Origin of the sequence: Thiocystis violacea (assembly GCF_016583575.1) — a bacterium.
GTDB lineage: Bacteria > Pseudomonadota > Gammaproteobacteria > Chromatiales > Chromatiaceae > Thiocystis > Thiocystis violacea.
Window position 1 is genome coordinate 43,678 of sequence record NZ_NRRG01000001.1, and the last position, 25,735, is coordinate 69,412.

Consider the following 25,735-nt stretch of genomic DNA (forward strand, 5'->3'; position numbering starts at 1 on the left):
ATTCCTGCGCGTTGCATCACCCGATCGCCTCGGAAATCCTGCTCAAACTCAGAATGTTAGCACCTTGTCGCTGTCGGCCACCCATTCGGCCAGGGCCGCCATGGTGGAGGACTCGGCGCCCTCGAAATAGGGGTGATTCTTATGGATGCCGCAGCGCGCCATGCAGGTGCCGCAAACCTGCACCGGCACCCCGTGCGCGATCAATGCCTTGAGCATGGCTGAAAGATCCTGATCGTAGCCCTCGGGCGGACGGCAGACCGAGCGCGCCAGATCGACCGAGTCGTTCATCAGAAAGAGACGCACGCCCTGGCCTTGGTCGGTCAGGGTCGCGGCCAGGCGCAGGGCATTCCAGGTGACATCGGTGTTGTCGTAAGGCTCGCGGTTGAGAATGATCAAAATCGTCATCGAATGGTTCCTGATTGTTCGGGAGTACGGGTTTGTCAGGGCCGGCGCAGGCGCGCGATCAGCCGGGGCAGAAACAACAGCGCCGCCAGCAGGGCCAGCGCGATCAGACCCTTCTGGATCAGCCCCTCGCCGCCGGCGACCGCCTCGCGCCCGGCATAGCCCAGCCAGGTGTAGGCGAGCGCGCCCGGCAGCATGCAGACGGCGGTCGCCAGCAGATACTGTCCGAACGGGATGCGCGTCAGCCCCAGGGCATAGTTGAGCAGGTTGAAGGGAAAGAGCGGCACCAGCCGGGTGAAGGCGACGAAGCGCCAGCCCTCGGCCTCGACGCCCTGGATCAGGCGCTTCAGCCGCCCCCCGGCGCGGCCTTGGACCCAGTCGGCCGCCAGATAGCGCGCGACCAGGAAGGCGAGCGCGGCGCCCAGGGTCGCCCCGGTCAGATTGATGAGGGTGCCCCACAACGGACCGAAGAGCGCGCCGCCGGCCAGCGTCAGCAGGGAGCCCGGCAGGAACAGGAGTGTCGCGAGCGCATAGAGGGCGATGAAGACCAGGGGGCCGGCCAGCCCGGCGTCCTGAATCCAGTGCTCCAGCGTCCGGACATCGAGGCCCCCGCGCAGGCTCAGGGCCAGGACGATGCCGGCGATCAGCACCACGGCCAGCAGCAGACGCACCCGGCCCTTCATGCCCCGTCCTCCGGCGCCTTCCAGGCACGGCAATTGATCGCGTAGTCGGTCACCGCGCCGCGGAACGGCAGGAGCAGCATACCCGGCAAGCCGCAGACCCGGCGCGGGTCGCGTAGCTCGTCGATGCCGATCGTCATGCCCGTATGCCCGCCGCGCGGCTGGTCGCGATAGGTGCCGAAGAGACGGTCCCAGAGCGACAGGTTGAAGCCGAAGTTGGAGTTGGCCTCGTCGGCCGCCACCGAGTGATGTACCCGATGCATGTCCGGCGTCACCAGCAGCCAGCGCAGGCGCTTGTCCAGCCGCTCGGGCAGACCCACGTTGCCGTGGTTGAACATCGCCATGCCGTTGAGGATGACCTCGAAGAGGATCACCGCCACCACCGAGGGTCCGAGCACCAGGATGGCCGCGAACTTGATCAGCATCGAGAGCAGGATCTCGATGGGATGGAAGCGCGCCCCGGTGGTCAGATCGTAATCCAGGTCCGCGTGATGGACCCGGTGTAGCCGCCACAGCGCCGGCACCGCATGGAAGAAGACGTGCTGCGCCCAGATCGCCAGATCCAGGGCGACCAGCGCCAGCACCAGCTCGACGCCGGCCGGCAGCGCCATCTGATTGAGCAAACCCCAGCCGTTGCTCGTGGCCGTCGCCGCCAGCCCCACGGCGGCGACCGGAAACGCCAGCCGTAGCAGCAGCGTGTTGAGCACCACCAGCCCCAGGTTGGCGCTCCAGCGCCGCAGTTTGGAGACCGCGAGCGCCCGGCGCGGGGAGCGCAGTTCCCACAGCGCCATGGCGGCGAAGATGCCCAGGAAGGCGGCGAGCCGCAGCGTTGGCTCATGGGTCTGGATGAAGCTGTCCACGCCGGCCGGCCTCCGGGAATGACTCGATGGATACGGATCGGGATGGTGTCAGATCGCTATCGCGCTTTCAACCGATCGGTTGAATATGTCCGGTACCCTATCGTCATCAGCCATAGCCTCCTCCAGACAGCCCTTCGAAATCAGTAGAGTTGTTCCGAGTGATATTTCCTTAAATATCAATCGCAAAAACTCTAATCCATTCGCCCCCGCCGGCCTCGGAGCCACCAACGGGGCGAATGAATTCGCCCCTACAACCGGCGTCCGGCTCCAGGGATGGAGGATGAGTCGTCGCACCCGTTCGGATGGCTAGCTGGTGTTGTTCAACACGGCTCGCAGGTCTGTGACCAGCGTCGTCAGTTCGTTGATCAGAAGCGCGGAGTGGTGGTGGATCTCCAGTGGGTGATCCGGCCGCGCGGTGGCGAATTGGAGCACCGCGGCGGCTTCGGAGACCCGGGTCGCGCCAAGATTGCCAGCGGCCCCTTTGAGGGCATGCGCCATACGCTTGAGGGATTCCCAGTCGTCGGACGCCAGCGCCTGGCTCAACTGTGTGGCGTCCTCGCCGTGGGTGTCGAGGAACAGTCCCAGCAGGCGCAGATAGAAGCTGTCGTTGCCACGCACCAGTTGCAACCCGCGACTGATGTCTAAACCGGCAATGCCGGCCAATCGGTGCCGACCATCCGACAGGCGTCGAGGCGACGCCGCGACGTTCGCCTCGCGCTTTGGCACGGGGTGTTCGGGCAGCCATTTGAGTAACACGGCATAGAGGGCCTGGGGATCGATCGGTTTGGCGATGAAGTCGTTCATCCCGGCGTCCTGGCAGGCGCGCCGGTCCTCGTCGAAGGCATTGGCGGTCATGGCCAGAATCGGCTTGCTCGCCCAGCCCGGCAAGGCCCGGATGTGCCGTGTCGCTTCCAATCCATCCATGTTGGGCATCTGCATGTCCATCAGGATCACGGCGTAGTCCGTCACGCGCGCCTTGTCGACGGCTTCGCGGCCATCGCTGGCCACCTCCACGCGCAGTCCCACACCGAGCAATAGGTCGAGCGCGACTTCACGATTCACGAGGTTGTCCTCGGCCAGCAGAAGGCGCGTGCCGACGTGTCGCTCACGCAAGAGGGCCTCGGCGTGGTGATGGTCGACGACGAGGCGAGACGGCATGGCCCCTTGGCCAGGTCGCAGGCGAGCGGTAAACCAAAAAGTGCTCCCCTTGCCGGGTTCGCTCTCCGCTCCCGCCTGCCCGCCCATGAGTTCCGCGAGCCGCCGCGTGATGACGAGCCCCAGGCCCGTGCCGCCGTATTGGCGGGTGGTCGAGGCATCCGCCTGCTCGAAGGGACGAAACAGCCTGGCCATCTTGCCAGGGTCGATGCCGATCCCGGTATCCTCGACCTCGAAACGGATCAGCAGGGCGTCATCACCGGTGTCCAGCCAACGCGCGCGCAGGCGGATAGTTCCGTGCTCGGTAAATTTGATGGCATTGCTCGCCAAGTCGAGCAGTGCCTGGCGCAGTCGCGTCGGATCGCCATGCAGCCAGAGCGGGACACCCTCGGCATGCCTCTCGACCGATACCCCCTTGGCGCTCGCCTGTTCGGCGATCAATGCGTGCACATGATCGAGGACGGCCTCCAGCCTGAAGTCGGTCTCTTCCAGTCGCAACTTACCGGCCTCGATCTTGGAGAGATCGAGGATGTCGTTGATGATGGACAGGAGGTGCTGGCCAGCCGTTTCGATCTTGACCAGCCGCTCCGCCTGCGCCGGTGTCGGGTCGGCGCGGCGTAGCAGGTGAGTGAGGCCGATGATGGCGTTCATCGGTGTGCGGATTTCGTGGCTCATGTTGGCGAGGAACTCGCTCTTGGCGCGCGTCGCGGCTTCGGCGGCCTCGCGGGCCTGTATCAGCTCGGCTTCGGCGGCCTTGCGCTGGCTGATATCGGTCAGCGTTCCGATCATCCGCCGCGGCTCACCGTCCGGCGTTCGCTCGACCACCAGACCCCGACCCTCGACCCAGACAGCGCTTCCATCTTTACGGGAGGTCCGAAATTCGGCGTGATAGAAGGGTTGATCACCGCCGACATGCGCCGTGATGGCCGCCCGCACGCGGGGGCGGTCGTCGGAATGGATCCGCGCATAGGTTGCCGTGAGCGACGGATCGAGTTCGCCGTCCTGGTAGCCCTGGATATCCGCGTAGCGTGCCGAAAAATGCAAGGTTCCACCGACAAAATCCAGATCCCAGGAGCCTTGCTCGCTTCCTTCCAGGGCGAATTTCCAGCGCGTCTCGGCATCGGTCAGTTGCCGGTTGATGAAGGTCAGCGCTTCAGCGGTTTGGCGTTGCGCCTCCTCCGCGGTACGGCGGAATTTGATTTCACGCTGCAACCTTCGGTTCCAGTAGAGGATCACGAGCAAGACCGAGCCCGCGATCCCCAGAATCCAGAGAATCAAGCGGTAGTCGAGGCGTGGCTTGAACTCGACGACGCCCCATTTTTGACTGATGGCATGGCGCTCATCCGAGGGCATGGCCGCGAGACCCTTGTCGATCAAGGCCGCCAGTTCCGGCCAATCCTGGCGCACGGCCATCGCGTTGGTATGGTTGCCGAAAGGGGTTGGGGCCACGACCATCAGGTTGCCCAGACGATGCTCCTTGATCAGGTAGGTGGCATTGGTCAGATTCCCCACGTAGGCATCCGCGCTGCCGGCAGCGACCGCGCGCAGCGCATCCTCGGAGCGTACGACCTCGAGCAGATGAATGGCGGGGTAGGCCGAGCGGATTTTTTCCGTCACCGCGAAGCCCTTTTCCGCCGCCACCGTTTTCCCGTTCAGTCCCTCCAGGCTACTGATGAAGGGACTGTCCTGACGGGCAAAGATCACCCAGGGCGAGGAAACATAGTCGCTCGTGAGCGCGAACCGCCGTTCCCGTTCCGGTGTTCGGTTCATGGTCAGCAGCAGGTCGTAGGACTGGCGAGGGCCGCTGACATCCTCGACGGACCTCGTCCAGCCAAGCGTGTCGGCCTCGTAGTCGAAGTGAATGCCCAGGCGCGCGGCGATGGCCTTGAGTGTATCGACCGACATTCCCGATGGCGTTGGCTTGGTAAACATGTAGGGCGGCCAGTCGCTGACCCGCACCCGCACCTTGTAACCCTTGGCCAACCAGTCCTTTTCAGCCTCGGTCAGGCTGATCGCCGGCGGACTGGTCGTCGGATCCCCGCGTTGGCGCGCTGGGTCGGCCATCCAGCGTGACTCCATCGCCCGCCGTTCCTCTTCGCTCACGTCGGCAAGCGCCTTGTCGAGGATGGCTTTCAATTCCGGCCAGTCGTGGCGCACGGCGATGACGCTGTCCGTCTTGCTGAATCTGACTGATCGGCTTGTCCGCCTCCTGCGCGAGATCCGTCTCGTGGCAGACGCGGACGACCTCCGTCAGAAACTCATGGTCATCGTGGTTGTTGCGGATCGCCTGCTGAAGAAAGACGCTGGCCTTCCGTGTTTCACCAGTAATTCCCTGCGAACGCTAACCTCTTGAAAAGATAGATTGCTATTTTGTAAGCCTTGTTGCTTCCAAAAGACAGATTATTTCTAAATCAGCGACTTACAATCAATTCGCCGGGAATTGCTGGTGTTTGACCAGACCCTAAAGGTCCGACTGGAGAAATCAATCCGTGCCATCAGGCGACATCCACGAGAAGAAGAGGAGGATCAGCAGTGCATCCGCAACAGCTCTTCCGGGTTGATGCGCCACTGCTCGGGGGATTCCACACGCTCGATCCGTTCCTCCAAACCTTTTCGCTGGCGGGATAGATCGACGTCTTGAACCGCCAGATACCGGCGGTGTTTGGCATCCATGAAGACCCGCACGACCGGCTGAAACAGCCCCTCGCGGCTGGATTCGATCACGATCCCCAGTCGACCGCTGCGTAGCCGGACCAGGGTACCCACCGGGTAGATGCCGACGCAGCGGATGAATTGCTGGACCAGTCGCGGATCGAAGAGGTGAGGGCTCCACTCCAACAGTTTGCGCAGAGCGAGCGGTGGCTCCATGCCCTTGTGATAGACGCGGTCGGAGGTGATGGCGTCATAGACATCGACGATTGCAGCCATCTGGCCAAGGCGGGAGAGCTGAGCGCCTGCCTTGCCGTCGGGATAACCGCTGCCATCCAGTCGCTCATGATGTTCGGCGGCGACCGCCAGGGCGGCGGTCGGAATGCCCGGCGCGACGGCCAGAATGTCGCGGCTGTGGACGACATGGCCGCGCATGATAGCGAACTCCTCCTCCGTCAGCCGGCCCGGCTTGTTGAGGATCTCGGAGGGCACCAGGATCTTGCCGAGATCGTGCAGCAGTGCCCCGATCCCGATGTCATGGATCAGCGCCCGCTCCAGCTCCAGACTGTGGGCAAAGGACACCATCAGGACGGTGACGTTGACCGAATGCTCGAAGGTATAACGGTCCATGTTGCGAATGCGGGTCAGCCCCAGGAGGGCGTCCTGATTGCGGAAGATGGAATCCACCATCTCGCCGATGACGGGGTTGGCCCGCTCCAGGTCGATCTGTTGCCCGAGTCGCACGTCCGCCATGAGGCCGCTGACCACGCCGATCGCTTCCTGATGAATGCGTTTCGCCTGAACGCGCTCATCGGTCAGCGTGGTCGGCTGTCGTTTACCGGATGGGGGTGGTGCCGATGCCGTTTCGCTCTCGGTCAGCGGTGGCGTTTGCGAAACATCGCTCCCCTTGTCCGGGTCGATCACGAGTTCACGGATCGCGAGTCGGCGGATCCGCTCCAGATCCGTCTCCGTCTTGAGGAGGAAACGCGGTCGCAGGAATCCATGTTCCAGCCAATCGCAGTTCAGGTCATGGACGTACATGCCCATTTGGAGTTGGTCGACACGAATGGTTTTGATCATGGCCTCTGTACAGTCGCCCGTCTGTTGCTCGGCCCCGGAGGCGTTAACAAGCTTGGACGGCTTGACGCTTGTTCGGTCTTGACAACTTGATCCAGAAGCGCCGAGCTTAACTGGGTGTGATCGATGCCGTATTAACGGGACATAAACAAACAATAAACGAGGCATCGGTTGTTGCTAAAGGCGGCGGTTTCTGCTCTACCCTTGACGGTCTCGCACAAAAAAGACCATCCATGACAACCACTCCGTCCAGTGGCGATCCTCGGCACGGCGGGCTGGGGCCTTGGTGGCGTCAGCGTTCATGGACTTCACAGACAGACAGGACGATGCGATGCCCGCTTTTTTAGTAAAGACCGTCATCGGCCTTTTGTTCACCCTGAATCTCGCGTGGCCGTGGATCGACTCCGCAAGCGCCGCCGCCTCCGATGACCTCGCTCCCCCGCCCCACCTCGCGCTGACACCCGAGGAGCGGACCTGGCTGGAGGCCCATCCCGACATCGTGCTGGGCATGTCGGATCAGTTTCCGCCGGCGCTGATCCGGGCGGCGGACGGTACGCTGTCCGGTTTCGTGGTGGACTACCTGGAGTTGATCAATCGTCGTCTCGGCACCCGTATACGCTTGCGAGTCGAGCAATCCTGGGAGGCGATCGGCCGGCAAGCCGTGGCTGGAAAACTCGATGGCCTGGCGGTGGCGGCGTCCAATCCCCGCTGGAGCCAGTCTTTCGATCTGACCCAGCCCTATCTGTATACCTCCTATTATCTCTTCGTGCGCCGCGACGAGACCTTGGCGACGACCGACCTCGCGGCGCTGGCGGGAAAACGGATCGGCATCCTCAAGGGGGTGCAAAGCGCCGAGCAGTTCCTCAAACCCTATCCGAAGATTCGGGGAATCGCGTTCGACAGTAACGACGAACTGGCCGACGCCTTGCTCGGTGGTCGTGTCGATCTGCTATTGGCGAACTCCGCGCTGGAATGGTGGCGCATCGCCAATGCGCAACCCTTCAAGATCGGCGGCGCGCTGCCAGACGGTCGCGTTGGCATTTCCCTGGCGATCCGCAAGGACTGGCCCGAGTTGACCGCGATTCTCGACAAGGCCCTGAGCCAGATCAGCCCCGAGGAGCACGCCAGGATCCGCACCCTCTGGCTTGGAGGGAGTCCTTCCGGTGACGAGCCTAAGCCCGTGCTGGCGTTCACCCTGGAGGAGCGCCAATGGATCCAGACACACCCGACCTTTGCGGTGGCGGTCTTTCCGGTCGATCCGTTCAGCGTTATCGATGGGGACGCCGTGACCGGCTACATGCCGGAACTACTCCGAGCCATTGCCGCCCAGGTCGGGATCGAGCCGCGTTTTGTCCCCCGCACCTTGCAGGAGACGATGAAACAGCTCCAGCAGGGAAGGATCGATGCCACCACGACGGTGATCCAGACCCCGGAACGGGAAACCTTTCTGGCCTTTTCCGAAGAGACCTTTCCGCTCGCCCTCAAGACCTTCGCGCGCACCGAACGCACCGACATCTCGGACCTGTCATCCCTCACCGGCAAGACCCTCGCCTCCTACCGCGGGTATGCCCTGTCCGAGCTGTTCAAGCAGTTCCTCCCGGACAACCCGATTGTCTTCGCCGACGACGTGGCGGGGATGTTGCGCCTGGTGGCCGAGGGCAAGGCGGATGCGGCGGTGCATGAGTTGTATTCAGGCGAGTATGCCTTACGGAAAAATCTGATCGGTGGGGTCGTCGCCAAGGGGGACGTCCAGTTTGGTGACCATCCCAGGCGGCAGGCGGGTTATTACGCGGTCCGCGCGGATTTACCCCTGCTGAAATCCATCCTGGACAAGGGTCAGCGGGCACTGCCGGCGTTGGAGAAACAGCGGATCTGGAATCAGTGGCTGCCCCACGGTGAAGCGCCATCGGAGGTGACGCTCACCCCGGAGGAGACCCGCTGGCTGACCGAGCATCCGATCCTCCGCTATGGGGTGGATCCGGATTGGGCACCCATCGCCTACCTCGACCAGGACGGTCGGGCAAGCGGGATCGGCCCCGACTATCTAGCGCGCATCGAGCGGCTTCTGGGCGTGCGTGTCGAGGCGGTGCCGATCGCTGAATGGGCGCAAGGACTGCGCCGGCTCGAACAGGGCGAGATCGATCTGCTGCCGGCCATCGCCCAGACCGAGGACCGTCTGCGACGCTTTCGTTTCACCGCGCCCTATCTGACCTTTCCCGTGGCCATCTTCGCGCCAGTGGACGCGCCCTTTCTCGGTAATCTGGAGGCGTTGGCCGGCAAGCGGGTGGCGGTGGTAGCGGACGTTGCCGTCGAGACTTGGCTACGCCAGGATCATCCAGCGATCAACCTGCTGACCTATCCCAACCTGCAAGCCGCCTTGCGCGCGGTAGCCGAGCACAAGGCCGACGCCGTCGTCGACGGTTTGGTGACCACCAGCCAGGCGATTGGTCGCAGCGGGTTGATCCAGATCCGTATGGCCGGCAACACCCCTTACGAGATGCGCCTTGGCATGGCCGTCCGTCGTGATCAGCCGCTGCTGGCCGGTCTGCTGGACAAGGCCATCGCCGCCATCCCCGATCCCGAGCGCGACAGTCTGCAAAGTCGCTGGATTCAGGCACCACAACCGGCGCGCATCGACTACACACGGCTGTGGCAAGTCCTGGGCGTCGCGCTGCTGATACTCGCCATCGTGCTCTACTGGAATCGCCGGCTGTCGATCGCGCAGGCCGCCCTGCGCCAGAGCGATACCTATTATCGGACGCTGATCGCGGCCATGGGCGAAGGAGTCGTGGTGCAACGCCAGGATGGCCAGATCCTCACCTGCAATCAGGCGGCGGAGCGGATTCTGGATCTCACGCCGCAACGGAAGATGAAACTCAGCACGTTCAATCCGGATTGGCAGTCGATCCATGACGACGGCACACCCTTTCTGGAAGAAACGCACCCGGTCCTGGTGACACTGCGCACCGGTCAACCTCAGCAGGGCGTGACGATGGGTCTGCGCATGTCCAATGGCGAGTTACGCTGGATTCTGCTCAACACCCAACCCTTGTTACTCGACGGTTCGACGCATCCGCACGCGGTCGTCGTCACCTTCAGCGACATCACCGCGCGGCGGGCGACGGAGCAGGCGCTGCGCGCCGCGCAAGCCGATGTTCAGACGCTGATCGAGCGTTCGCCGGTCCCCATGGTGGTTTCCGAGGGCCTACACCAGCGGGCTGTCCTGTACAACCGCCGGTTCTCCGAAGTGATTGGCTATTCCATCGAGGAAGCGCCCGATACCGACCATTGGTGGCCGCTGGCCTATCCAGATCCCGACTATCGCCGAAGTCTCCAAGCCGAGTGGCAGCGGCGCCTCGCGCATGCCTCCTTGCAAGGCGAGAGCATCGAGCCGATCGAGGCGCGCGTCACCTGCCGGGATGGGCGGGAGCGGATTTTTCTGGTTCATGCCACCTCGCTGGGTCAAAGCAATCTGACGATCTTCGTCGATTTGACCGAACAGCGCACCGCCGTGACCCAAATGCGTGAGGCGCAGGCGCAAGCCGAGCAGGCCAACCAGGCGAAAAGCGACTTTCTCGCCAACATGAGCCACGAAATTCGCACCCCGATGAACGCCATTCTGGGCATGCTCCATCTCTGCCTGGACACCGCGTTGAGCACGCCGCAACGCCAGTACCTGAACAAGGCCCAGGACGCCTCGCAAGCCCTGTTGGGACTGCTCAATGACATCCTGGATCTGTCCAAGGTGGAAGCTGGCCAGTTGACCCTGGAGTTCACGGCCTTTGCCCTTGACTCGGTGATCGCGCATCTCCTCGCGGTTGTGGAAGACAAGGCCAGGGAGAAGGGACTGGTCTGTCGGATCGCGATCGCGCCCGAGGTGCCGGCGTTACTGGTGGGCGATCCGCTGCGCCTGGGTCAGGTGCTGATCAACCTGTGCAGCAATGCGGTCAAGTTCACCCAGCAGGGGGATATCCGGGTCTCCGTGCGGTGGTTGGAAACCCAGGATGCGCGGGTGCATCTGGCGTTTAGCGTGCGGGATACCGGCATCGGTCTCACCGCGGCACAGGCGAGTCAACTCTTCCAACCCTTCCAGCAGGCGGACAGCTCGATCACCCGCCGTTTTGGTGGAACCGGTCTCGGGCTCTCCATCAGCCGGCAGTTGGTGGAGATGATGGATGGCCAAATCGGTGTGGAGAGTCGCCAAGGCGAGGGCAGCACCTTCCACTTCGACGCCTGGTTTGGGATGGCGCCGCCAGTCACGGATCTTATCCAGGGGGATCGGCTGGCCCGACCGCCGTCCCCGACGCGCTCCGTCGTCAACCTCATCGGCCAACGGTTGTTGGTGGTGGAGGACAACGTCCTCAATCAAGAGGTCATCCGCGCACTCCTGGAGCGGGCCGGCGCGGAAGTGGAGATCGTCAACCATGGCGCCGAGGCTCTGGAGGTGCTGGAACACCAGGGTACGGCGGCCTTCGACGCGGTTCTGATGGACGTCCAGATGCCGGAGATGGACGGCTATACCGCCACCCGTCGCCTCCGTGCCCTGCCGGGCGGCGCCTTACTCCCCGTCATTGGTCTCACGGCCCATGTTCGGCGTGAAGAGATCGAACGCATGCAGGCCGCCGGCATGGACGATCAGGTGGGGAAACCCATCGACCCCGCGTTGCTGTGGTCCGTCTTGGCCCGTCACCTGAGGTTGGTCGAGGAACCGGCGAGCGCCCGGCCGGACGCGGGAACCGCCGCGTCGCGGCCGGCCATCCCCGGCATCGATCTGACGGCGGCATTGGAACGCCTCGGCGATCAGGTCGCGATCTTACGCGAGTTGCTGCCCCTCTTTGAGAGCGAGTATGGCCAGGCGGCGCACACCCTGAGCGCTCTGCTCGCCAGCGGAGAGGTCGAGGAAGCCAGGCAACTGGCGCACGCACTGCGGGGAACGGCGGGCAATCTCGGTCTCGTCGAGGTCGAGCAAGCGGCGGAGGCGATTGAATCCGCCCTGTCCGACCAGGCTCCGGCTGATCTTGAACCCGGCCTGCTAGCGACGCTGAACGAGGCGCTGGACGCCGCCCGCGCGGCCATCGAGGCGGCCTTGCCGACCTTTGGCGATGTGGATTCAGGGGAGGATGGCGGCGCTCCGGACCCTGAAATCATGATGGCTTTACTGACGGAACTGCGGACCTTGGCGCTCGGCCACGATCCCACGGCCGAGGATTTCTGGCTCGATCATCGCCAAGCCTTCGCCAGCGGTTTGCCGACGCGGGTCTACGCGGCACTTTCCAGCCAAATCGAGAACTATGGCTTCGACACCGCCGTTGAAACGATCGATCATCTGTTGACGGACCATGGGCATTAAACCGCATCCGGCAGGTCTCGGCGTTGTTTAGGCCGCGGCTCGGACTCGCCCAAACCAATCATCGTCTCCGCTGACGCGGTTTAGAGTCCCTACCATGCCGAACGCCGAACTCATCTTGATCGTCGACGATACCTTGGACAATCTCAAGGTGCTCTCCGGTCTACTGAAATCGGTGTACCGGATCAAGGTCGCCACGAACGGGGAAGAGGCGCTGCGCCTGACCCAGGACTTGGCGCTCCCCGATCTGATCCTGCTGGACATCATGATGCCGGGGATGGATGGCTACGAGGTCTGCGAGCAGCTCAAGTCCAATCCACGGACCCAGGACATCCCGGTCATTTTCCTGACCGCCAGAACCCAGCCCGATGACGAGGCGCGGGGATTCCGGGTCGGGGCGGTCGACTACGTGACCAAACCCATCCATCCCCCGCTGCTCTTGGCGCGGGTCAAGGCCCAACTGGCGCTGGCCTCGCAGCTTCGCCACACCCGCCAGGCCTTGGTCTCGGCCAGTCAGCACATCGCCCATGTCACCAGCGAACGCGATCACAGCGAGTTCCAACGGCAGCGTCTTCAGGATCGCCAGCAGGCCTTGCTGGCGATCGCCCGCTCCGCCCTGCGCGATCTCGCGCTGGAACACTACCTGGCGGAAACCTTGGAGGCACTCGGCGCGATCCCCTGGCTCGACGTCGAGGGACGCGGAGCCCTGTTTCTCGTCAACCGCAAAGGCGAGTTGATCATGGTCGCCCAACAGGGGTTGCATGAGGACCAACGGCAGGCGTGCGCCAAGGTACCGTTCGGGATTTGTGGCTGTGGGCAGGCGGCGGCACGGAAGCAGTCCTTGTTTCTGGCCCAACTGAAAGAACAGGACGGGAGTCGATATCAGGGGTCGGTCGATTTTGGCGCTTATGCCTTATCGCTGACGGAAGGCGATCGCGTCTATGGCGTCCTGTCGATCCTGGTGACACCGGGTCACCAGCCAGTCACGGGCGAAGCCGAATTCATGGCCGATGTCGCGCAAACCTTCACCAGCCTCATCCGCCGTCGCATGGCGGAAGAAATCCTGCGGATCAGCCAGTTGGAAATCCAGATGGCGCGCAACGAGGTCATCCGCCGACTTGGTGTTGCCGCCGAATTCCGCGACACCGAAACCGGCCTGCATATCCTGCGCATGAGTCAATATGCCGGGGCGATTGCCCGCGCCATGAACTGCGACGAGGCGCTGTGCGAATTGATCGAGCTGGCCGCGCCCATGCATGACGTCGGCAAGATCGGGATCCATGACAGCATCCTCCGTAAGCCCGGCAAGCTGACCGCCGAGGAATTCACCGTCATGCAAAACCATACCAGCATCGGCGGCAGGATCCTGGAAGGGGAGGATCCCTTGATTCGCCTGGCCCGTGAAATCGCCCTGACCCATCACGAAAAATGGGACGGCAGCGGCTATCCCAACGGCCTGCGCCGCGAGGCCATCCCCTTGTCCGGACGGGTATGCGCGGTCGCCGATGTGTTCGACGCCTTGACCATGAAACGCCCCTACAAGGAGGCTTGGCCCGTGGAGCAGGCCATGGCCTTGATCGAGGAGCAGCGCGGCCGTGCCTTTGACCCGCGCGTCGTCGCGGCGCTGCGGCAAACCCTGCCGGAGATCCTGGCGATCAAGGCCCGCTACCAGGACGACTCCATTGACCCCCGCGAGGTGAGCCTGATCCCGCGCCCCGGCGCGGCGGACGCTGCTTGGATCCCCTGGCGGGACGAGTATTCCATCGGGATCGCGATCATCGACGAGCATCACCGCTATCTGTTCGAGTGGACCAACCGCGTCTACCAGGCCGTCCATGAGCGGGCGGGGACAGTCGAGATCGCTAAGGCTCTGTTTGCCTTGGAGCAATACACCCGGATTCACTTCAAGGCCGAGGAGCGTCTGATGGCGGAGTGTGGCTACCTGGAATTGGCGCAGCACCAGCAAGCGCATCGCTCGTTCGAGACGGAGCTTGGCGAATTGCGCGAGGAGATCCGCCACAACCCTTTTCTGGCCGGGATGGAGATGCTGGACTATCTGCGCGACTGGCTCCTCGAACACATCCTAAAAACCGACAAACAGATCCTCGAAAAATCGCCCGGACTGGGATGATGCCTGGTTCCGAACCCTGCGCTCAGGGGTTGCTGTCGACCACGTTCACCGTCATCCCTGGCTGGGGCCGCCGACGTTGCGCTTCCACTAACCCCAACAGATGCACGGCCTGTTGGTGAAGATTCGCGATCACGGGGGGCGCGTTCGGGGCGGCGGCGAGGAACGAGAGGCTGGCGACGTGCCCGCGCAGATCGTGACTGATCAGACTGGCCGTGCGGTCGCGGTGCTGGCTCACGCGCGCCAACTCTTGCGTGCGTTCCGCGACCTGTTGCTCCAGACGCTCCAGGTCCATCCGGCGCCGCGCCTTCACCCGTTGGCGCGCCGCGTCGCGCTCGCGCCGAGCGAGAACGATCCGGTCGGCTAGTGCCAGATTGAGTAAGGCCATCGCCAGGAAGAGGCTAAGTGGATCGGCCAGCGTCAGGATGATGGGCGGAATTCCCGGCACGCCCAATGAGTACAAAATCATTGGCGAACGGCCGATGAGGCCCATCAGATAGGCGGACGCGAACAGACGGGTTGGCGGATAACGTCGCCAGACCCTGACGAGGGTCAGGATCACCGCCGCGGAGACGATCAGGCCGCTGACCTGGATCAGGGGGCTTAACCAATGCGGATTGGGCGCGAGGAGGCCGAGAAGGAATAACAGCCCACAGCCGCGCTCCAAGACGCGGTACAGGGGCAAGACGCGCGGCCAGTGGCTGGCAAGATCGAGGCACTGGCGGGTCGCGCGCAACAGGAACCAGAGCATGAGGCTGGAGGCGCCGAAGAGCAGGGTCGCGACCAGCCGCGTCGAGGGCGCATCGAAGAGGAACGTCCAATTCCCCCAAAGGATCAGCCTCTGGGCAAGGACGCTGGCGACCACCCCCGCCACCTCGCGGTAGACCGGGTCGCGCCGGATGCGCCAGAAAAACAGGTTCGAGACCAGGGCCAGCAGCATGACGCCCAGCCAGGTGCCGCGAAACCAACCTTCACCATAGACCGCGCTGGTGAAGGCCCTGTCGCCGTAGGCCATCAGCGGCAGGCGCCGCGAAAAATCCGTCTCGACACCGACCCACAGGATCTGTTCGCGGCGCGCGGGCGTTTCCAGGCGGAACACCGGACGCCCGAGGGCAATGGCGCGCTCGGCGCGCGGCGTGCTCAGGGTGATGCGTTCGGGCGGCGCGGCACCCGGTCTGTCGGACCGATAAAGCACCGCCGCGGCCAAGAGCGCTTCGCCCAGATCCAAAGACCAGATCGTCGGATGGTCGCTGTCGTTGCGCACCCTCAGCCGCAGCCAGACGCGATCGCGGGTCGGGCCGAACGCGAGGAAACCGCCGCCGGTCCAATCGACGAAGGTCGGGGTTTCCGCCGCCGGATCCGTCGGCGTCCAGCGATGGGTCGGGTCGCGGGCGACCTGCACAAAGGGGCCAAGCGCCACCTGTTCTAGGGTATCGACGCGCAGCACCGGCGCCGCCCGCGCCAGGGCCGTCCATCCCCAAAGCGCAACGATCAGTAGGGCCAGCGGGACACCGACGGCGAACCATGACGGCCAGCGCCCGTGCTGAAGCGGTTGGCGCTTGACGGGAGGCGAGACGGATCCGGGTCGGCCACGCGGAACATGGGGTACTATTTCATGCAACTGTGGCACCGACATGACAAACCCTCGCGATGATGGCGAATCTCCTCCGTCCACGGATTTTGCTGGTCGATGATGACCTGACGTTCCGGAATCTGGTCGAAACCTATCTGATCGACAACGGCTATCGCATCCGGACCGCGGGTAACGCGCATGAGATGCTCAGGCAAACCGACGCCTGCGATCTGATTCTGCTCGATCTGTCCTTGCCGGATGAAGACGGTATCGTGCTGTTGCGACGCTTTCGTCGTCAATGGCAGGTGCCGGTCCTGGTGGTGAGTGGGCGTGGTCACGAGGAGAACCGACTCGGCGCCTTGGAATTGGGCGCCGACGACTTTCTGACCAAGCCATTCAGTCCCCGTGAATTGCTGTTACGCATCGAGCATTGTCTGAATCGGGTCGCGCCCAAGGATCAGCCGGTGGAATGGACGTTCGGCGGCTGGCGGCTGAACGTGTCGAAGCGACAACTGCACAATCCCGCTGGCGAATCGGTCAAGCTGACGCGCGGCGAATTCGAAGTGCTGCTGGCCCTCTTGATGGCCAACGGCGCCGTGATGCCCCGCCAGCATCTGACGGATCGGCTGCCGACCCGTGCCGACCCGCATCCGAACACCCTGACGGTCCTGCTGTCGCGGCTGCGCCGCAAGCTGGACAGGGGCGAGACCGGCGAGTCCATTCTGGAAACTGTTCCTGGGATCGGCTACCGTCTGCGCATCCCCGCAAGCGCCTCCCCGAGCCATTCCGAGCGATGACCCGCCGGAGGCGTCTTCCTGTCTCAGTCCGATGATGAGGCACGGCGCCCACCGACGTGGAGTCCAACGCCGCCCATGCTTCGTTTATAACGTGTTTATGGACCGTTAATACCGCATCGGCCGCGCCCGGTTATTCTCCCCCGTCTGGCCGAAACGCTTCGATGACACCCGCGCGATCAACTCCACTCTGTCTGAGTTGGCCCGGAGCGGGCCGACGGGGTGAGGGATGGTGGGACCAACCTTCTCATTCTCCACGCGACATCAAACGACCATCATGACCAGGAAACTCATCCAGACATCGGTCGCCGTGAAGCTGACCGCAACGATTTTTGTCCTGATGGTACTCTTGCTGTCGGCCTTTGCCGTGGGGCTGAGCACCTACGCACGCACGATCCTGGAAGCGAAGAGTACCGAGCCGTCACAGGAGCAGACACGACTGGTCCTGGCCATGATCGAAAGCTACGCTTGAATCACCCAACTACCGAGGTTACGTCCAATGCAGACAAACTGGTTACGTCATGCGCTTGTGTTCTTCCTCTCCGCCGGTCTGGCCCTGTCGTTCTCCGCGAGGGCCGATGATGGACCTGACGCCGCCCAGGCGCTGGTGGCAAAGGTCGCGGCCTTCTATCAGGCGCAGGGCAAACCGGCAACCATCGAGGCGCTCAACCAGGCCGATGGCCCGTTCGTTCAGGGATCGCTCTATGCGTTTGCCTACGACCTGACCGGCACCATGATCGCCCATCCGAAAAATCCTAAACTGATCGGTAAGAACCTGATCGAGGTGCCCGACGCCGAAGGCAAATTCTTCCGCAAGGAGATCGTGGAGACCGCCAAGACAAAGGGTGAAGGCTGGGTCGACTACCTGTACAAGAATCCGACGACCAGTCAGCTCGAACCCAAGACCACCTACCTGAAACGGCTGGGCGACCTCGTCGTGTGCGCCGGCACCTATCGGAAGTAACCACATGCGATCCGCCACCTTCCGGCAACAACTCTGGTCCATGATCCTAGTGGTCTTGGTGCTGTTGCTCACCCTGGCCGTTTCCGGATGGTGGGGGATCCATCGCGTCAGTCAGAATCTGGATCACCTCTACGCCCAAAGCGTGAGGCCCGCCGAAGGTTTGCTCCGCACCTTGGATGGGATGCACCGCATCCGCGCCCAGGCTCTGCTAGCCGTCACCGAGGAGACGGAGGCCGCGGCGAGCGCGGCACTGGCCGAACTCCCCGCCCTGGATCAGGCCCTCGCCGCGCACTGGCAGCCCGTCAACACCCGCTTCGACGATCCCGATCTGCGCGCGGCGGGGAATCGCTTCGATCAGCATTGGGCCGCTTATCTCAAGGCGCGCGATCAGTCGGTCCTGATGATCGAGGTCGGCGACTTGAGTTCCGCCTTGCATAACATGAAATTCAACGCGGGAAAGCCATTCCAGCAGGCCGATGAGAGCCTCCAGGCCATCATTCGCCGCCAGGGGGATTTGGCCAAGTCCTACCAGCAAGCCGCGAATCGTATTCAACAGTGGTCCGAGCGCGGGCAGATCGCGCTTGGTTTCCTCGGTTTGACCCTCTTCGCCGTGATCGCCGTCGCATTGTTCCGAGGAACCATGCGTCAACTCGGCGGCGAGCCCGCGTTGGCCGCCCGCCTCGCCCGCCTGATCGCCGAGGGCAAGCTGGACAACGAGATCCCGTTGAAGACGGGCGACACGAGCAGCCTACTGGCCTCGATGAGGGACATGCAGCACCAGTTGCACGACCGTATCCATGCCGAACGGCGAAGCGCGGCCGAGAGCCTGCGGATTCAAAGCGCCCTCGACAAGGCGTCCACCAACATGATGGTGGCCGACGCGGCAGGTACCCTGATCTATCTGAACGAAGCCTTCGATCGGATGATGCGGGAGGCCGAGGCGGATATCCGCCAAGCCGTGCCAGGGTTCAGCGCCACGGGGCTGCTCGGGCGCGGCTTCGCCGACTTCCACCAGAATCCCGCGCACCAACAGGGTCTGCTGGAGGGACTGAAAGGCACCTACATCTCCCAGATGCGCGTTGGCGGTCGTACCTTCAAACTGATCGCCAATCCGGTCCTGGACGCGCAAGGCATCCGCCTGGGAACGGTCGTGGAGTGGATCGACCGCACCGCCGAGGTCGCCGCCGAAGCCGAACTGGATACCCTGCTGGAGGCCGTCGCCCATGGTGACTTCAGCCAGCGTCTGGGCATCGACGGCAAGGCCGGCTTCTTCCGCGACCTGGCCGAGGGCATGAACAACCTCACCGAGATCGTCTCCAAGGCACTCGATGATCTGGCCATCGTCCTGAAGGCGGTCGCCCAGGCGGATCTGACCAAGAAGATCGAGTCGCGCTACAAGGGGCGCTTCGCCGACCTGAAGAACGACACCAATGCCACCGTGGAGCAATTGGAGCGTCTGGTCGGGCGGATCACCGAGGCCACGGACGCCATCAACACCGCCGCCGCCGAGATCGCCGCCGGCAACACCGACCTCTCCGAGCGCACCGAGGAACAGGCCAGCAGTCTCGAGGAAACCGCGAGCTCCATGGAAGAGTTCAACGCCTCCATTCAGCAGAACGCCCAGAACGCCGGGAGCGCGCAACAGCTCGCCCGTCTCGCCAACGATCGAGCGGCCGCCGGTGGCGTGCTCGTCAGGCGTCTGGTCGAAACCATGGGCGGCATCCAGGAATCGAGCCAGCGGATCGCCGACATCATCGGCGTGATCGACAGCATCGCCTTTCAGACCAACATCCTCGCCCTCAACGCCGCGGTGGAAGCCGCTAGGGCGGGTGAACAGGGCCGCGGCTTCGCGGTGGTCGCCGCCGAGGTCCGCACCCTGGCCCAACGCAGCGCCCAAGCGGCCAAGGAGATCAAGGGCCTGATCGACGCCTCGGTCAGCACCGTGAACGAGGGCGCCGGGTTGGCCTCCGAGACTGGGGCCACCATGGAGGCGATCGTCAGCTCCTTCCAGCAGGTCGTGACCCTGGTGAGCGAGATCGCCGAGGCGAGCCGCGAACAAGGCGCGGGCATCGGGCAGGTCACCCAGGCGATCGCCCAGATGGACGACACCACGCAGCGCAATGCGGCCTTGGTGGAAGAGGCCGCGGCCGCGGCCGAGAGTCTGGAGGATCAGGCCCAAGCCTTGATTCAGACCGTTGCCGTCTTCAAGACGCATGGCCTCCATCAGGGGCACGACGCGCACGGGGGAGGGGCTGCCGACGACATCGATTTTGATGAATTCGTCTACGTCCACAAGCAATGGTCGAAGAAGCTACGTCGGGTCGTCGAGGGTCGCAGCGAGCCGCAGGATCCAACGGTCGTCTCCTGCGACGACAAATGCGGCTTAGGTGAATGGATCCATGGCGCGGGCCGCCGCTTCAAGACGGTCCCCGTCTATGAGGCACTGCGTACCAGACATGCGCAGTTCCACCAGTGTGCCGGCGATGTCCTGCGCCATGCGATCGTTGGCGAGCGCGAGCTGGCCGATCGAGCCTTGTCGGGGCGCTTTGTCCCGCTCTCCAACGAGACGATCGAACAAATCCGTCGGCTGGAGCAGCACTGCCTGCAAGGCGATTCGATGCCGCGAGTTCCGTTGCCGATGGTGAAGTGATCCCCGGATCGGCGCTTGCCAGGCCGTCGTGAAGCGCACTCGATGACGCGGTTCGCGTATCCAGATCATGGGGCTGTCCGCCAGTCGGCTCGAAAAGGTCCATTGAGGATCTGTTCCGTCGATCCTCAAACCTCACAATCACATTGAATGCGAGAAGGCGCCCGGCGACGGTGCGAGTACGCCACCTTCGCGGGCTCCAGGTCGTTTGTCTTTTCAGGGCCGGTAGGTTTTTTCCGCGTCCACGAAACCAGGCCAGGAATCGGTTTATGTCCCCTCTTTCCGCCAGTCGACTCTTTGGCGAACTCGCCAAGGATCCAGCCCTATTCGGTCGGGTTCTCGACGACGGAGAGCTCTCGATGGAGGCGTTCACCAAGATTCACGTCCACACCATTCGTGAGTATCAATTGCGCCAATATGGCGCCACCCTCGATTTTAGACGGGCCGTTGGGATGGCCGGGGAGCTTTGGCAATACATCCGACATCTGTACGCTGGAGAGGGACCGTTCATGTTTGGCGCTGATGAGAGAAACCGCGCACGGACGCCGAGCTCGATGGCGCTCGTCCATCTGATCTATGTCAGCACTGCGTCCAAGGCGCTGAGCAGGGAGGAACTGGAGCGGATTCTGGACTCATCCATCCGCCACAACGCCCTGCGGAACGTCACGGGGATGCTGCTCTATGCCAATGGCACCTTCATGCAGGCGCTGGAAGGCGAGGAAGCCGCCGTGGATGAAACCTACGCGCGCATCCTCCAGGATCCCCGCCATACCGCCATCGTTATGCTACACGACGGACCACTCGCCGCGCGTCGCTTTGACGACTGGAGCATGGGTTTTCGACAACTCGCGGCAGAGGACGCGCAAGCGCATCCGGAGTATGCCCCGTTCTTCCATGGTGGCTTTGATGCGCCGCTCATTCGCGCGCGGCCCGGACTGGCGCTCGCGATGCTGGTGAACCTGGGGTCGAGCACTCACCGCCAGGCGGCAGGATTGCGGTAAGCGGCTCGTCACGCAAGGGAAAGGGAGCATACCGCGCCCTCGGGGGTGACCTCTTGGGGGAATTAGCCCAAACGGGCGCCCATTCTCATGGGCGTCCGGGCCTGGCCGTGCCGTGACTCGGAAGCCATGCGCATGGCCGAGACGGGGTCATCCCTCATTGGACGGCTTCCGCCCGCGCATCATGGGGCGCGCGCCGAGCTTAGAAGACGTAGGAAGTCGGCGTGGGTTGCCGGCTCGATTCAGGCCATGAAAGGGTTGGCCCGGTCCTTCGGGTTCCTGCCGGATCAAGACCATCCCGGCCCCGTCGTGATCGCCACGAAGTCGGACAATCCAGGCGGCGGCGCGCCAGGAGACGCGACTCAGGTTCTCTGGGAGCTGATCACATCCTCCTCGGCTGGAAGCTGCCGGTCAGTCGCGGCTGACCGGACGGCGCGGACCTCGGTCGCGATGGTTGCTCGGCTGTCAAGAAGATCAGTTATGGACGCATCCGTCAGCCGAATCCTGAAGCAGAGACGCACCCGGCACCGTACCAATACCGATAGCCTCCAGCACGAAGGCTGGAGTCGTTGCGCTCCAGACCACGGTCGACCCAGCGGTCGATCGCCGCCGGTCTCAGGAGGCCGTATCCTCATCCGTTGGCGCCACATCAGTTGCCGGCGTTGGCACGGCCGGATCCGGGCTGTCCGTGTTTTCCGCGTGGTCTGGCGAGCCTGTCTTGCTCTGTCGCTTGGCCTCTTTCTTGGCCTTCTTGGCCAGATCGCGCTGGCGTTTCTCGAATGCGTAATTGGGTTTTGCCATCGGGTGCCTCTATCGGGGTGTTCTGGAATGCCCCGATTCTACGCCACTCCTCTCGGCATGCATCAGGCGCTGTCGCCGAACCGATCCAGTCCTGGCTCGGTCGATCGAAAATGACGCGGCAATTTGGCCCATCGTCGATGCGAGGCTCCGACACGCCTCATCTGGTCGACCCTCTCCGCGCAAGTTTCACCATCAGCAGCACCCAGGGCAGCCCATGCAGCAGGAGGTCGAAGATTTCGATCGGCCTGACCAGATCACCAGCCGACAGGAGCTTGAGCTTTTCCGAAATGTGCGGCTCGGGCAGGAAGGGCGCGAGGCCGAGGGTCAGGGCGATGATGACGAACATGGAGAGCGGCAGGCGATCGATCCAGGTGAGCATGAGGTCAGTCCAGTTGGCGGTGGGTGTCCAGGAGATCGGCGACCTCGATCAGGTCTTCGGGGAGATCGAGGTCGCGCAGGGTCGGCAGTTCGGTCCAGGTGAGACCGATCCGCCGCAGCGCGGCGCGCGTTTCGGTGAGGACGGCGGGGCTGCTCCAATGGATGCCGGCGAACGCTTCGGGCGCCGGACTGCGCAGCCCGATGAGGACGTAGCCGCCGTCCGCCGCCGGGCCGAGCACGGCGTCGCGGTCGTCCATAGCGGCGAAGGCGGCGCTCAGATAAGCCGCGTCATAGTCCGGGCAGTCGCTGCCGATCAGCACCGCCCGGTCGCCGAAGGCCAGCGCCTCGGCCAGGGCCGCCGCCATCCGCGTCCCGAGATCCCCCTCGGATTGACGATGCCAGGTGAAGCCATGGGCCTCGGCCAGTCGCGCGCACTCGCCGCCCTCGGCCGGCGCCCCGGCGCACCAGAGCTGGCGGTGGGCGCCGTGCGTCGCGGCGCCCGCCCGCAGGGCGATCCCGAGCAGCCGGCGATAGAGCCGCGCCGCGCCCTCCGCGCCCAGAGCCGGGATGAGGCGGGTCTTGACCTGACCCGCGACGGGCTCGCGGGCGAAGAGGATCAGGGTGCCGCCGGGCGTGGCCTCAGCCGTCATAGCGCCTTGCCAGTTGGGCCGGATCGGCGCCCAGGGCGTAGGCCAGACGCAGTCGCCACATGAGCAGGATGGTGCGCACCACGCCGCGCGACTCCCAGCGCCGGCTGGACGTCAGCAGCGGCGGACGGAGACAGGCCGGTCGGGCGAGGCGGCGCAGGCGCTTCGAGAGGGCGATGTCTTCCATCAGCGGGAGGTCCGGAAAGCCGCCGATCTGGGCAAAGATGTCGCGGGTGACGAAGATCCCCTGATCGCCGGTGGCGATGCCGGTGAGGCGCGAGCGCGCGTCCATGGCCCGCTCCACCAGCCGCAGCAACGGGTGACGCCCGGAGAGGCGCACGTCGAAGCGTCCCCAGCGGGCGCCGGCCTGGCAGGCGGCGAGCAGGGCTTCTGGCGCGCCGGGCGGGACGCGGCTGTCGGCGTGCAGGAACCAGAGGATCCCGCCGCTGGCGAACTGGGCGCCGGCGTTCATCTGGGCGGCACGCCCGCGTTGGGACTCCAGCATCCGGTCGACCCCGGACGCGGCCAGCGACCGGGTCGCGTCCGTGCTGCCGCCGTCGACCAGGATCACCTCATGCCCGGTCGAACGCAGCGGGGCGAGGTCGGTCAGAAGGGGGCCGATGTGTTCGGCCTCGTTCAGGGTCGGGATGACGATGGAGAGCCGCATGGGGCGCTTCAGGTTGTGCCAGTCAGCGCACCGCCGCAGCTCGACCCCTGGCCTGCGGTGCAGCCGTAGCAGTGATCGGCGACCGCGATGGGCGCGCCATCAAGGAGCAGATCCGGCAGGTCGCGCAGATGGGCGCGGCCGGCGTGGGCCGCCAGCGGCAGCCCGAGTTGCTGATTGAAGTCGCAGTCGTACAGCCAGCCCTGCCAGTCGACGCTGATCAGCTCCCGGCACATGACGGCGGTCAGGTTCTCCACGCGGTGCGCGGCGCGCAGCCGATCCAGATAGCCATGGAATTCGCCCGTCGACAACAGCGCGCTGCCGAAGCGCCCGATGGGGAGATTGGCCAGGGTCAGCAGCCGGTTGAAGCGGATACCGTAGTCGCTGAGCAGGATGCGCCGATAGTCCTCTTCCAGCGTCGCCTGCGGTGGCGGCAGTTCGGGGCCTTGGGGGTTGTAGACAAGATCGAGCAGGAGCCCGCTGTCCGGCACGCCATAGCCGAGCGCGTTCAGCCGCCGCAGTCCAGCCAGGCTGGCCTCGAAGACACCCTGGCCGCGCTGGGCGTCGACGTTGTCCGCCAGATAGCAGGGGAGCGAGGCGATCAGCGCGCAGCCCTGCGCGGCGAGGAAGTCGGCCAGATCCTCCTGTCCGGGCTCGGCCAGCACCGTGAGGTTGCAGCGGTCCAGCACCCGCAGCCCGAGATCACGGGCGTGACGCACTAGGTCGCGGAAGCCGGGGTTAAGCTCAGGGGCGCCGCCGGTCAGGTCCAGGGTCTGAAACACCAGGCGCTCCAGCGTGGTCATCACCAGCTCCAGCGTGGGACGGTCCATGATTTCCGTACGATTCGGCCCGGCGGCGACGTGGCAGTGCCGGCATTGCTGATTGCACAGCCGCCCGAAATTGACCTGCAAGGTCAGCGCTCGGCGCCGGGAGAGCGGTGGAAAGTCGCCCGGTCGCAGATGGGGCAAGGTGTCGAGCATGGCGGCGGGCCTCGTCGGCAACAGGGATGATCAAAGGGAATCGGGCGGGTCGTGGCGCGCCTACCCCTGGGCCGACGCCTTCCCTATACTGGTGACGCACCGCCAGACGCTCAACCCCCGGGTTGAATCACCGCCCGATGCGACCGACACCATGACCCATCCCGCCGGATCCGCGCCTGAACCCAAACAGGCCCTCTTCGAGCAACTCGCCATCGTCGCCCGCGCCCTGGGCAGCGGCGCGCGACTGGAGCTGCTGGATTTCCTCGCCCAGGGCGAGCGCAGCGTCGAGGACCTGGCGCGGGTGACCGGGCTGAGCGTCGCCAACACCTCAAAGCATCTGCAACAGCTCAAGGCCGCCGGTCTGGCGCAGGCGCGCCGCGACGGCAAGCATGTGCGCTATGGCCTGGCCGACGATTGCGTGCTGGACGCGGTCGCCGCGTTGCGGGTGCTCGCCGAAAGCCGCAGCGACGCGGTCGAGGCACTGCTCGCCAGTTATCTCAAGGAGCGCGACGCCCTGGAGCCGGTGCCGGCCGCGGAGCTGCTGGAGCGGGTGCGCGACGGACTGGCGACGGTGATCGACGTGCGTCCCGCCGAGGAATTCGCCCAGGGTCATGTCGCCGGGGCGCTCAGTGTCCCGCTCGATCGGCTTGAAGAGCGGCTGAGCGACCTCCCGCGCGAGCGCGAGATCGTCGCCTATTGTCGCGGCCCCTGGTGCGTTCTCTCCTTTGAAGCCGTCGCCCGCCTGCGCGCGGCCGGATTCAGCGCGCGGCGTCTGGAGGACGGGATGCCGGAGTGGCGTCAGGCCGGGCGGCCGATGTCCGAAGGAGACGCCGGCGGAACAATCGTATCGGACGAGCGGGATGCCGACTGAGGCTGGCTCCGGGCGTGGCTCGATCATCGGCGAGCATCCGCCGTCGGCCGCAGGCGCTCACTCGGTGACAAGGCTCGGCCGGGGAACAGCCAGCCGGCTGACCATCGGAGCGTATCCGGT

General features: G+C 64.4%; 19 protein-coding genes. 8 read left to right on the forward strand and 11 right to left on the reverse strand.

Annotated elements, in window-relative coordinates:
- Positions 1-48 precede the first annotated feature (48 nt).
- The 5 genes from CKO27_RS00240 to CKO27_RS00260 form a co-directional block, all read right to left on the reverse strand.
- Entirely contained in the window at positions 49-405 is a 357-nt protein-coding gene (locus CKO27_RS00240; RefSeq protein WP_200372622.1) for a DsrE/DsrF/TusD sulfur relay family protein, read from the reverse strand.
- 35 nt (positions 406-440) lie between these two features.
- Complete coding sequence (locus CKO27_RS00245; RefSeq protein ID WP_200372623.1) at positions 441-1,085, reverse strand: TVP38/TMEM64 family protein; 645 nt, start codon at positions 1,083-1,085, stop codon at positions 441-443.
- Positions 1,082-1,942 (reverse strand): sterol desaturase family protein, encoded by an 861-nt coding sequence (locus CKO27_RS00250; RefSeq protein WP_338115803.1) that lies wholly within the window; start codon positions 1,940-1,942, stop codon positions 1,082-1,084. Before CKO27_RS00250 ends, CKO27_RS00245 begins: the two co-directional genes overlap by 4 nt.
- 306 nt (positions 1,943-2,248) lie before the next feature.
- Positions 2,249-5,254 carry an ATP-binding protein gene (locus CKO27_RS00255; RefSeq protein WP_200372624.1) on the reverse strand — a complete coding sequence of 1,002 codons (3,006 nt, stop codon included), beginning with the start codon at positions 5,252-5,254 and terminating at the stop codon, positions 2,249-2,251.
- A gap of 369 nt (positions 5,255-5,623) precedes the next feature.
- A complete protein-coding gene (locus tag CKO27_RS00260) occupies positions 5,624-6,826 on the reverse strand; it encodes a cyclic di-GMP phosphodiesterase (protein WP_200372625.1) in 1,203 nt (400 codons plus the stop codon).
- A gap of 298 nt (positions 6,827-7,124) precedes the next feature.
- On the opposite strand from CKO27_RS00260, the gene CKO27_RS00265 reads away from it, so the two are divergent.
- Entirely contained in the window at positions 7,125-12,173 is a 5,049-nt protein-coding gene (locus tag CKO27_RS00265) for a transporter substrate-binding domain-containing protein (protein ID WP_200372626.1), read from the forward strand.
- Between the two features lie 94 nt (positions 12,174-12,267).
- A complete protein-coding gene (locus CKO27_RS00270; RefSeq protein WP_200372628.1) occupies positions 12,268-14,301 on the forward strand; it encodes a bacteriohemerythrin in 2,034 nt (677 codons plus the stop codon).
- Positions 14,302-14,323: 22 nt separating this feature from the next.
- Here the strand turns inward: CKO27_RS00270 and CKO27_RS00275 are convergent, their stop codons facing one another.
- On the reverse strand, positions 14,324-15,934 hold the full coding sequence (locus CKO27_RS00275) for a 7TMR-DISM family protein (RefSeq protein ID WP_200372629.1): 1,611 nt from the start codon (positions 15,932-15,934) through the stop codon (positions 14,324-14,326).
- 14 nt (positions 15,935-15,948) lie between these two features.
- On the opposite strand from CKO27_RS00275, the gene CKO27_RS00280 reads away from it, so the two are divergent.
- The 5 genes from CKO27_RS00280 (at position 15,949) to CKO27_RS00300 (ending at position 21,277) form a co-directional block, all read left to right on the forward strand.
- Entirely contained in the window at positions 15,949-16,668 is a 720-nt protein-coding gene (locus CKO27_RS00280) for a response regulator transcription factor (protein WP_200372630.1), read from the forward strand.
- A gap of 274 nt (positions 16,669-16,942) precedes the next feature.
- Entirely contained in the window at positions 16,943-17,137 is a 195-nt protein-coding gene (locus CKO27_RS00285; RefSeq protein ID WP_200372631.1) for a hypothetical protein, read from the forward strand.
- 27 nt (positions 17,138-17,164) lie between these two features.
- Positions 17,165-17,629: a cache domain-containing protein gene (locus CKO27_RS00290; protein WP_200372632.1), complete on the forward strand. Its 465-nt coding sequence runs from the start codon at positions 17,165-17,167 to the stop codon at positions 17,627-17,629.
- Between the two features lie 4 nt (positions 17,630-17,633).
- The gene (locus CKO27_RS00295; protein ID WP_200372633.1) at positions 17,634-20,279 is read left to right on the forward strand and encodes a methyl-accepting chemotaxis protein; all 2,646 of its coding nucleotides are present in this window, start codon (positions 17,634-17,636) and stop codon (positions 20,277-20,279) included.
- Positions 20,280-20,635: 356 nt separating this feature from the next.
- Entirely contained in the window at positions 20,636-21,277 is a 642-nt protein-coding gene (locus CKO27_RS00300; protein WP_200372634.1) for a BLUF domain-containing protein, read from the forward strand.
- A gap of 612 nt (positions 21,278-21,889) precedes the next feature.
- On the opposite strand, the gene CKO27_RS00305 is transcribed toward CKO27_RS00300, so the two are convergent.
- From CKO27_RS00305 to arsS, 5 genes are all read right to left on the reverse strand, one after another.
- Entirely contained in the window at positions 21,890-22,075 is a 186-nt protein-coding gene (locus CKO27_RS00305) for a hypothetical protein (RefSeq protein ID WP_200372965.1), read from the reverse strand.
- Positions 22,076-22,232: 157 nt separating this feature from the next.
- Positions 22,233-22,454, reverse strand: a complete 222-nt coding sequence (locus tag CKO27_RS00310) for an RND transporter (RefSeq protein ID WP_200372636.1) — start codon at positions 22,452-22,454, stop codon at positions 22,233-22,235.
- Positions 22,455-22,458: 4 nt separating this feature from the next.
- Complete coding sequence (locus tag CKO27_RS00315; protein ID WP_200372638.1) at positions 22,459-23,103, reverse strand: TIGR04282 family arsenosugar biosynthesis glycosyltransferase; 645 nt, start codon at positions 23,101-23,103, stop codon at positions 22,459-22,461.
- Positions 23,093-23,767: a TIGR04283 family arsenosugar biosynthesis glycosyltransferase gene (locus CKO27_RS00320; RefSeq protein ID WP_200372640.1), complete on the reverse strand. Its 675-nt coding sequence runs from the start codon at positions 23,765-23,767 to the stop codon at positions 23,093-23,095. Before CKO27_RS00320 ends, CKO27_RS00315 begins: the two co-directional genes overlap by 11 nt.
- 8 nt (positions 23,768-23,775) lie before the next feature.
- Entirely contained in the window at positions 23,776-24,744 is a 969-nt protein-coding gene (gene arsS, locus CKO27_RS00325) for an arsenosugar biosynthesis radical SAM (seleno)protein ArsS (RefSeq protein ID WP_200372642.1), read from the reverse strand.
- Positions 24,745-24,895: 151 nt separating this feature from the next.
- Between arsS and CKO27_RS00330 the strand changes: the two genes are divergently transcribed.
- The gene (locus tag CKO27_RS00330; RefSeq protein WP_200372644.1) at positions 24,896-25,615 is read left to right on the forward strand and encodes an ArsR/SmtB family transcription factor; all 720 of its coding nucleotides are present in this window, start codon (positions 24,896-24,898) and stop codon (positions 25,613-25,615) included.
- The last annotated feature ends 120 nt before the right edge of the window (positions 25,616-25,735 follow it).

Excerpts from the sequence above, each read along its gene's own strand:
- CKO27_RS00240 (WP_200372622.1), bottom strand. The coding sequence starts at position 405 with ATGACGATTTTGATCATTCTCAACCGCGAGCCTTACGACAACACCGAT.
- CKO27_RS00245 (WP_200372623.1), bottom strand. The coding sequence starts at position 1,085 with ATGAAGGGCCGGGTGCGTCTGCTGCTGGCCGTGGTGCTGATCGCCGGC.
- CKO27_RS00260 (WP_200372625.1), bottom strand. The coding sequence starts at position 6,826 with ATGATCAAAACCATTCGTGTCGACCAACTCCAAATGGGCATGTACGTC.
- CKO27_RS00265 (WP_200372626.1), top strand. The coding sequence starts at position 7,125 with ATGGACTTCACAGACAGACAGGACGATGCGATGCCCGCTTTTTTAGTA.
- CKO27_RS00270 (WP_200372628.1), top strand. The coding sequence starts at position 12,268 with ATGCCGAACGCCGAACTCATCTTGATCGTCGACGATACCTTGGACAAT.
- CKO27_RS00275 (WP_200372629.1), bottom strand. The coding sequence starts at position 15,934 with ATGTCGGTGCCACAGTTGCATGAAATAGTACCCCATGTTCCGCGTGGC.
- CKO27_RS00280 (WP_200372630.1), top strand. The coding sequence starts at position 15,949 with ATGATGGCGAATCTCCTCCGTCCACGGATTTTGCTGGTCGATGATGAC.
- CKO27_RS00285 (WP_200372631.1), top strand. The coding sequence starts at position 16,943 with ATGACCAGGAAACTCATCCAGACATCGGTCGCCGTGAAGCTGACCGCA.
- CKO27_RS00290 (WP_200372632.1), top strand. The coding sequence starts at position 17,165 with ATGCAGACAAACTGGTTACGTCATGCGCTTGTGTTCTTCCTCTCCGCC.
- CKO27_RS00295 (WP_200372633.1), top strand. The coding sequence starts at position 17,634 with ATGCGATCCGCCACCTTCCGGCAACAACTCTGGTCCATGATCCTAGTG.
- CKO27_RS00300 (WP_200372634.1), top strand. The coding sequence starts at position 20,636 with ATGGAGGCGTTCACCAAGATTCACGTCCACACCATTCGTGAGTATCAA.
- CKO27_RS00305 (WP_200372965.1), bottom strand. The coding sequence starts at position 22,075 with ATGGCAAAACCCAATTACGCATTCGAGAAACGCCAGCGCGATCTGGCC.
- CKO27_RS00310 (WP_200372636.1), bottom strand. The coding sequence starts at position 22,454 with ATGCTCACCTGGATCGATCGCCTGCCGCTCTCCATGTTCGTCATCATC.
- CKO27_RS00315 (WP_200372638.1), bottom strand. The coding sequence starts at position 23,103 with ATGACGGCTGAGGCCACGCCCGGCGGCACCCTGATCCTCTTCGCCCGC.
- CKO27_RS00320 (WP_200372640.1), bottom strand. The coding sequence starts at position 23,767 with ATGCGGCTCTCCATCGTCATCCCGACCCTGAACGAGGCCGAACACATC.
- arsS (WP_200372642.1), bottom strand. The coding sequence starts at position 24,744 with ATGCTCGACACCTTGCCCCATCTGCGACCGGGCGACTTTCCACCGCTC.
- CKO27_RS00330 (WP_200372644.1), top strand. The coding sequence starts at position 24,896 with ATGACCCATCCCGCCGGATCCGCGCCTGAACCCAAACAGGCCCTCTTC.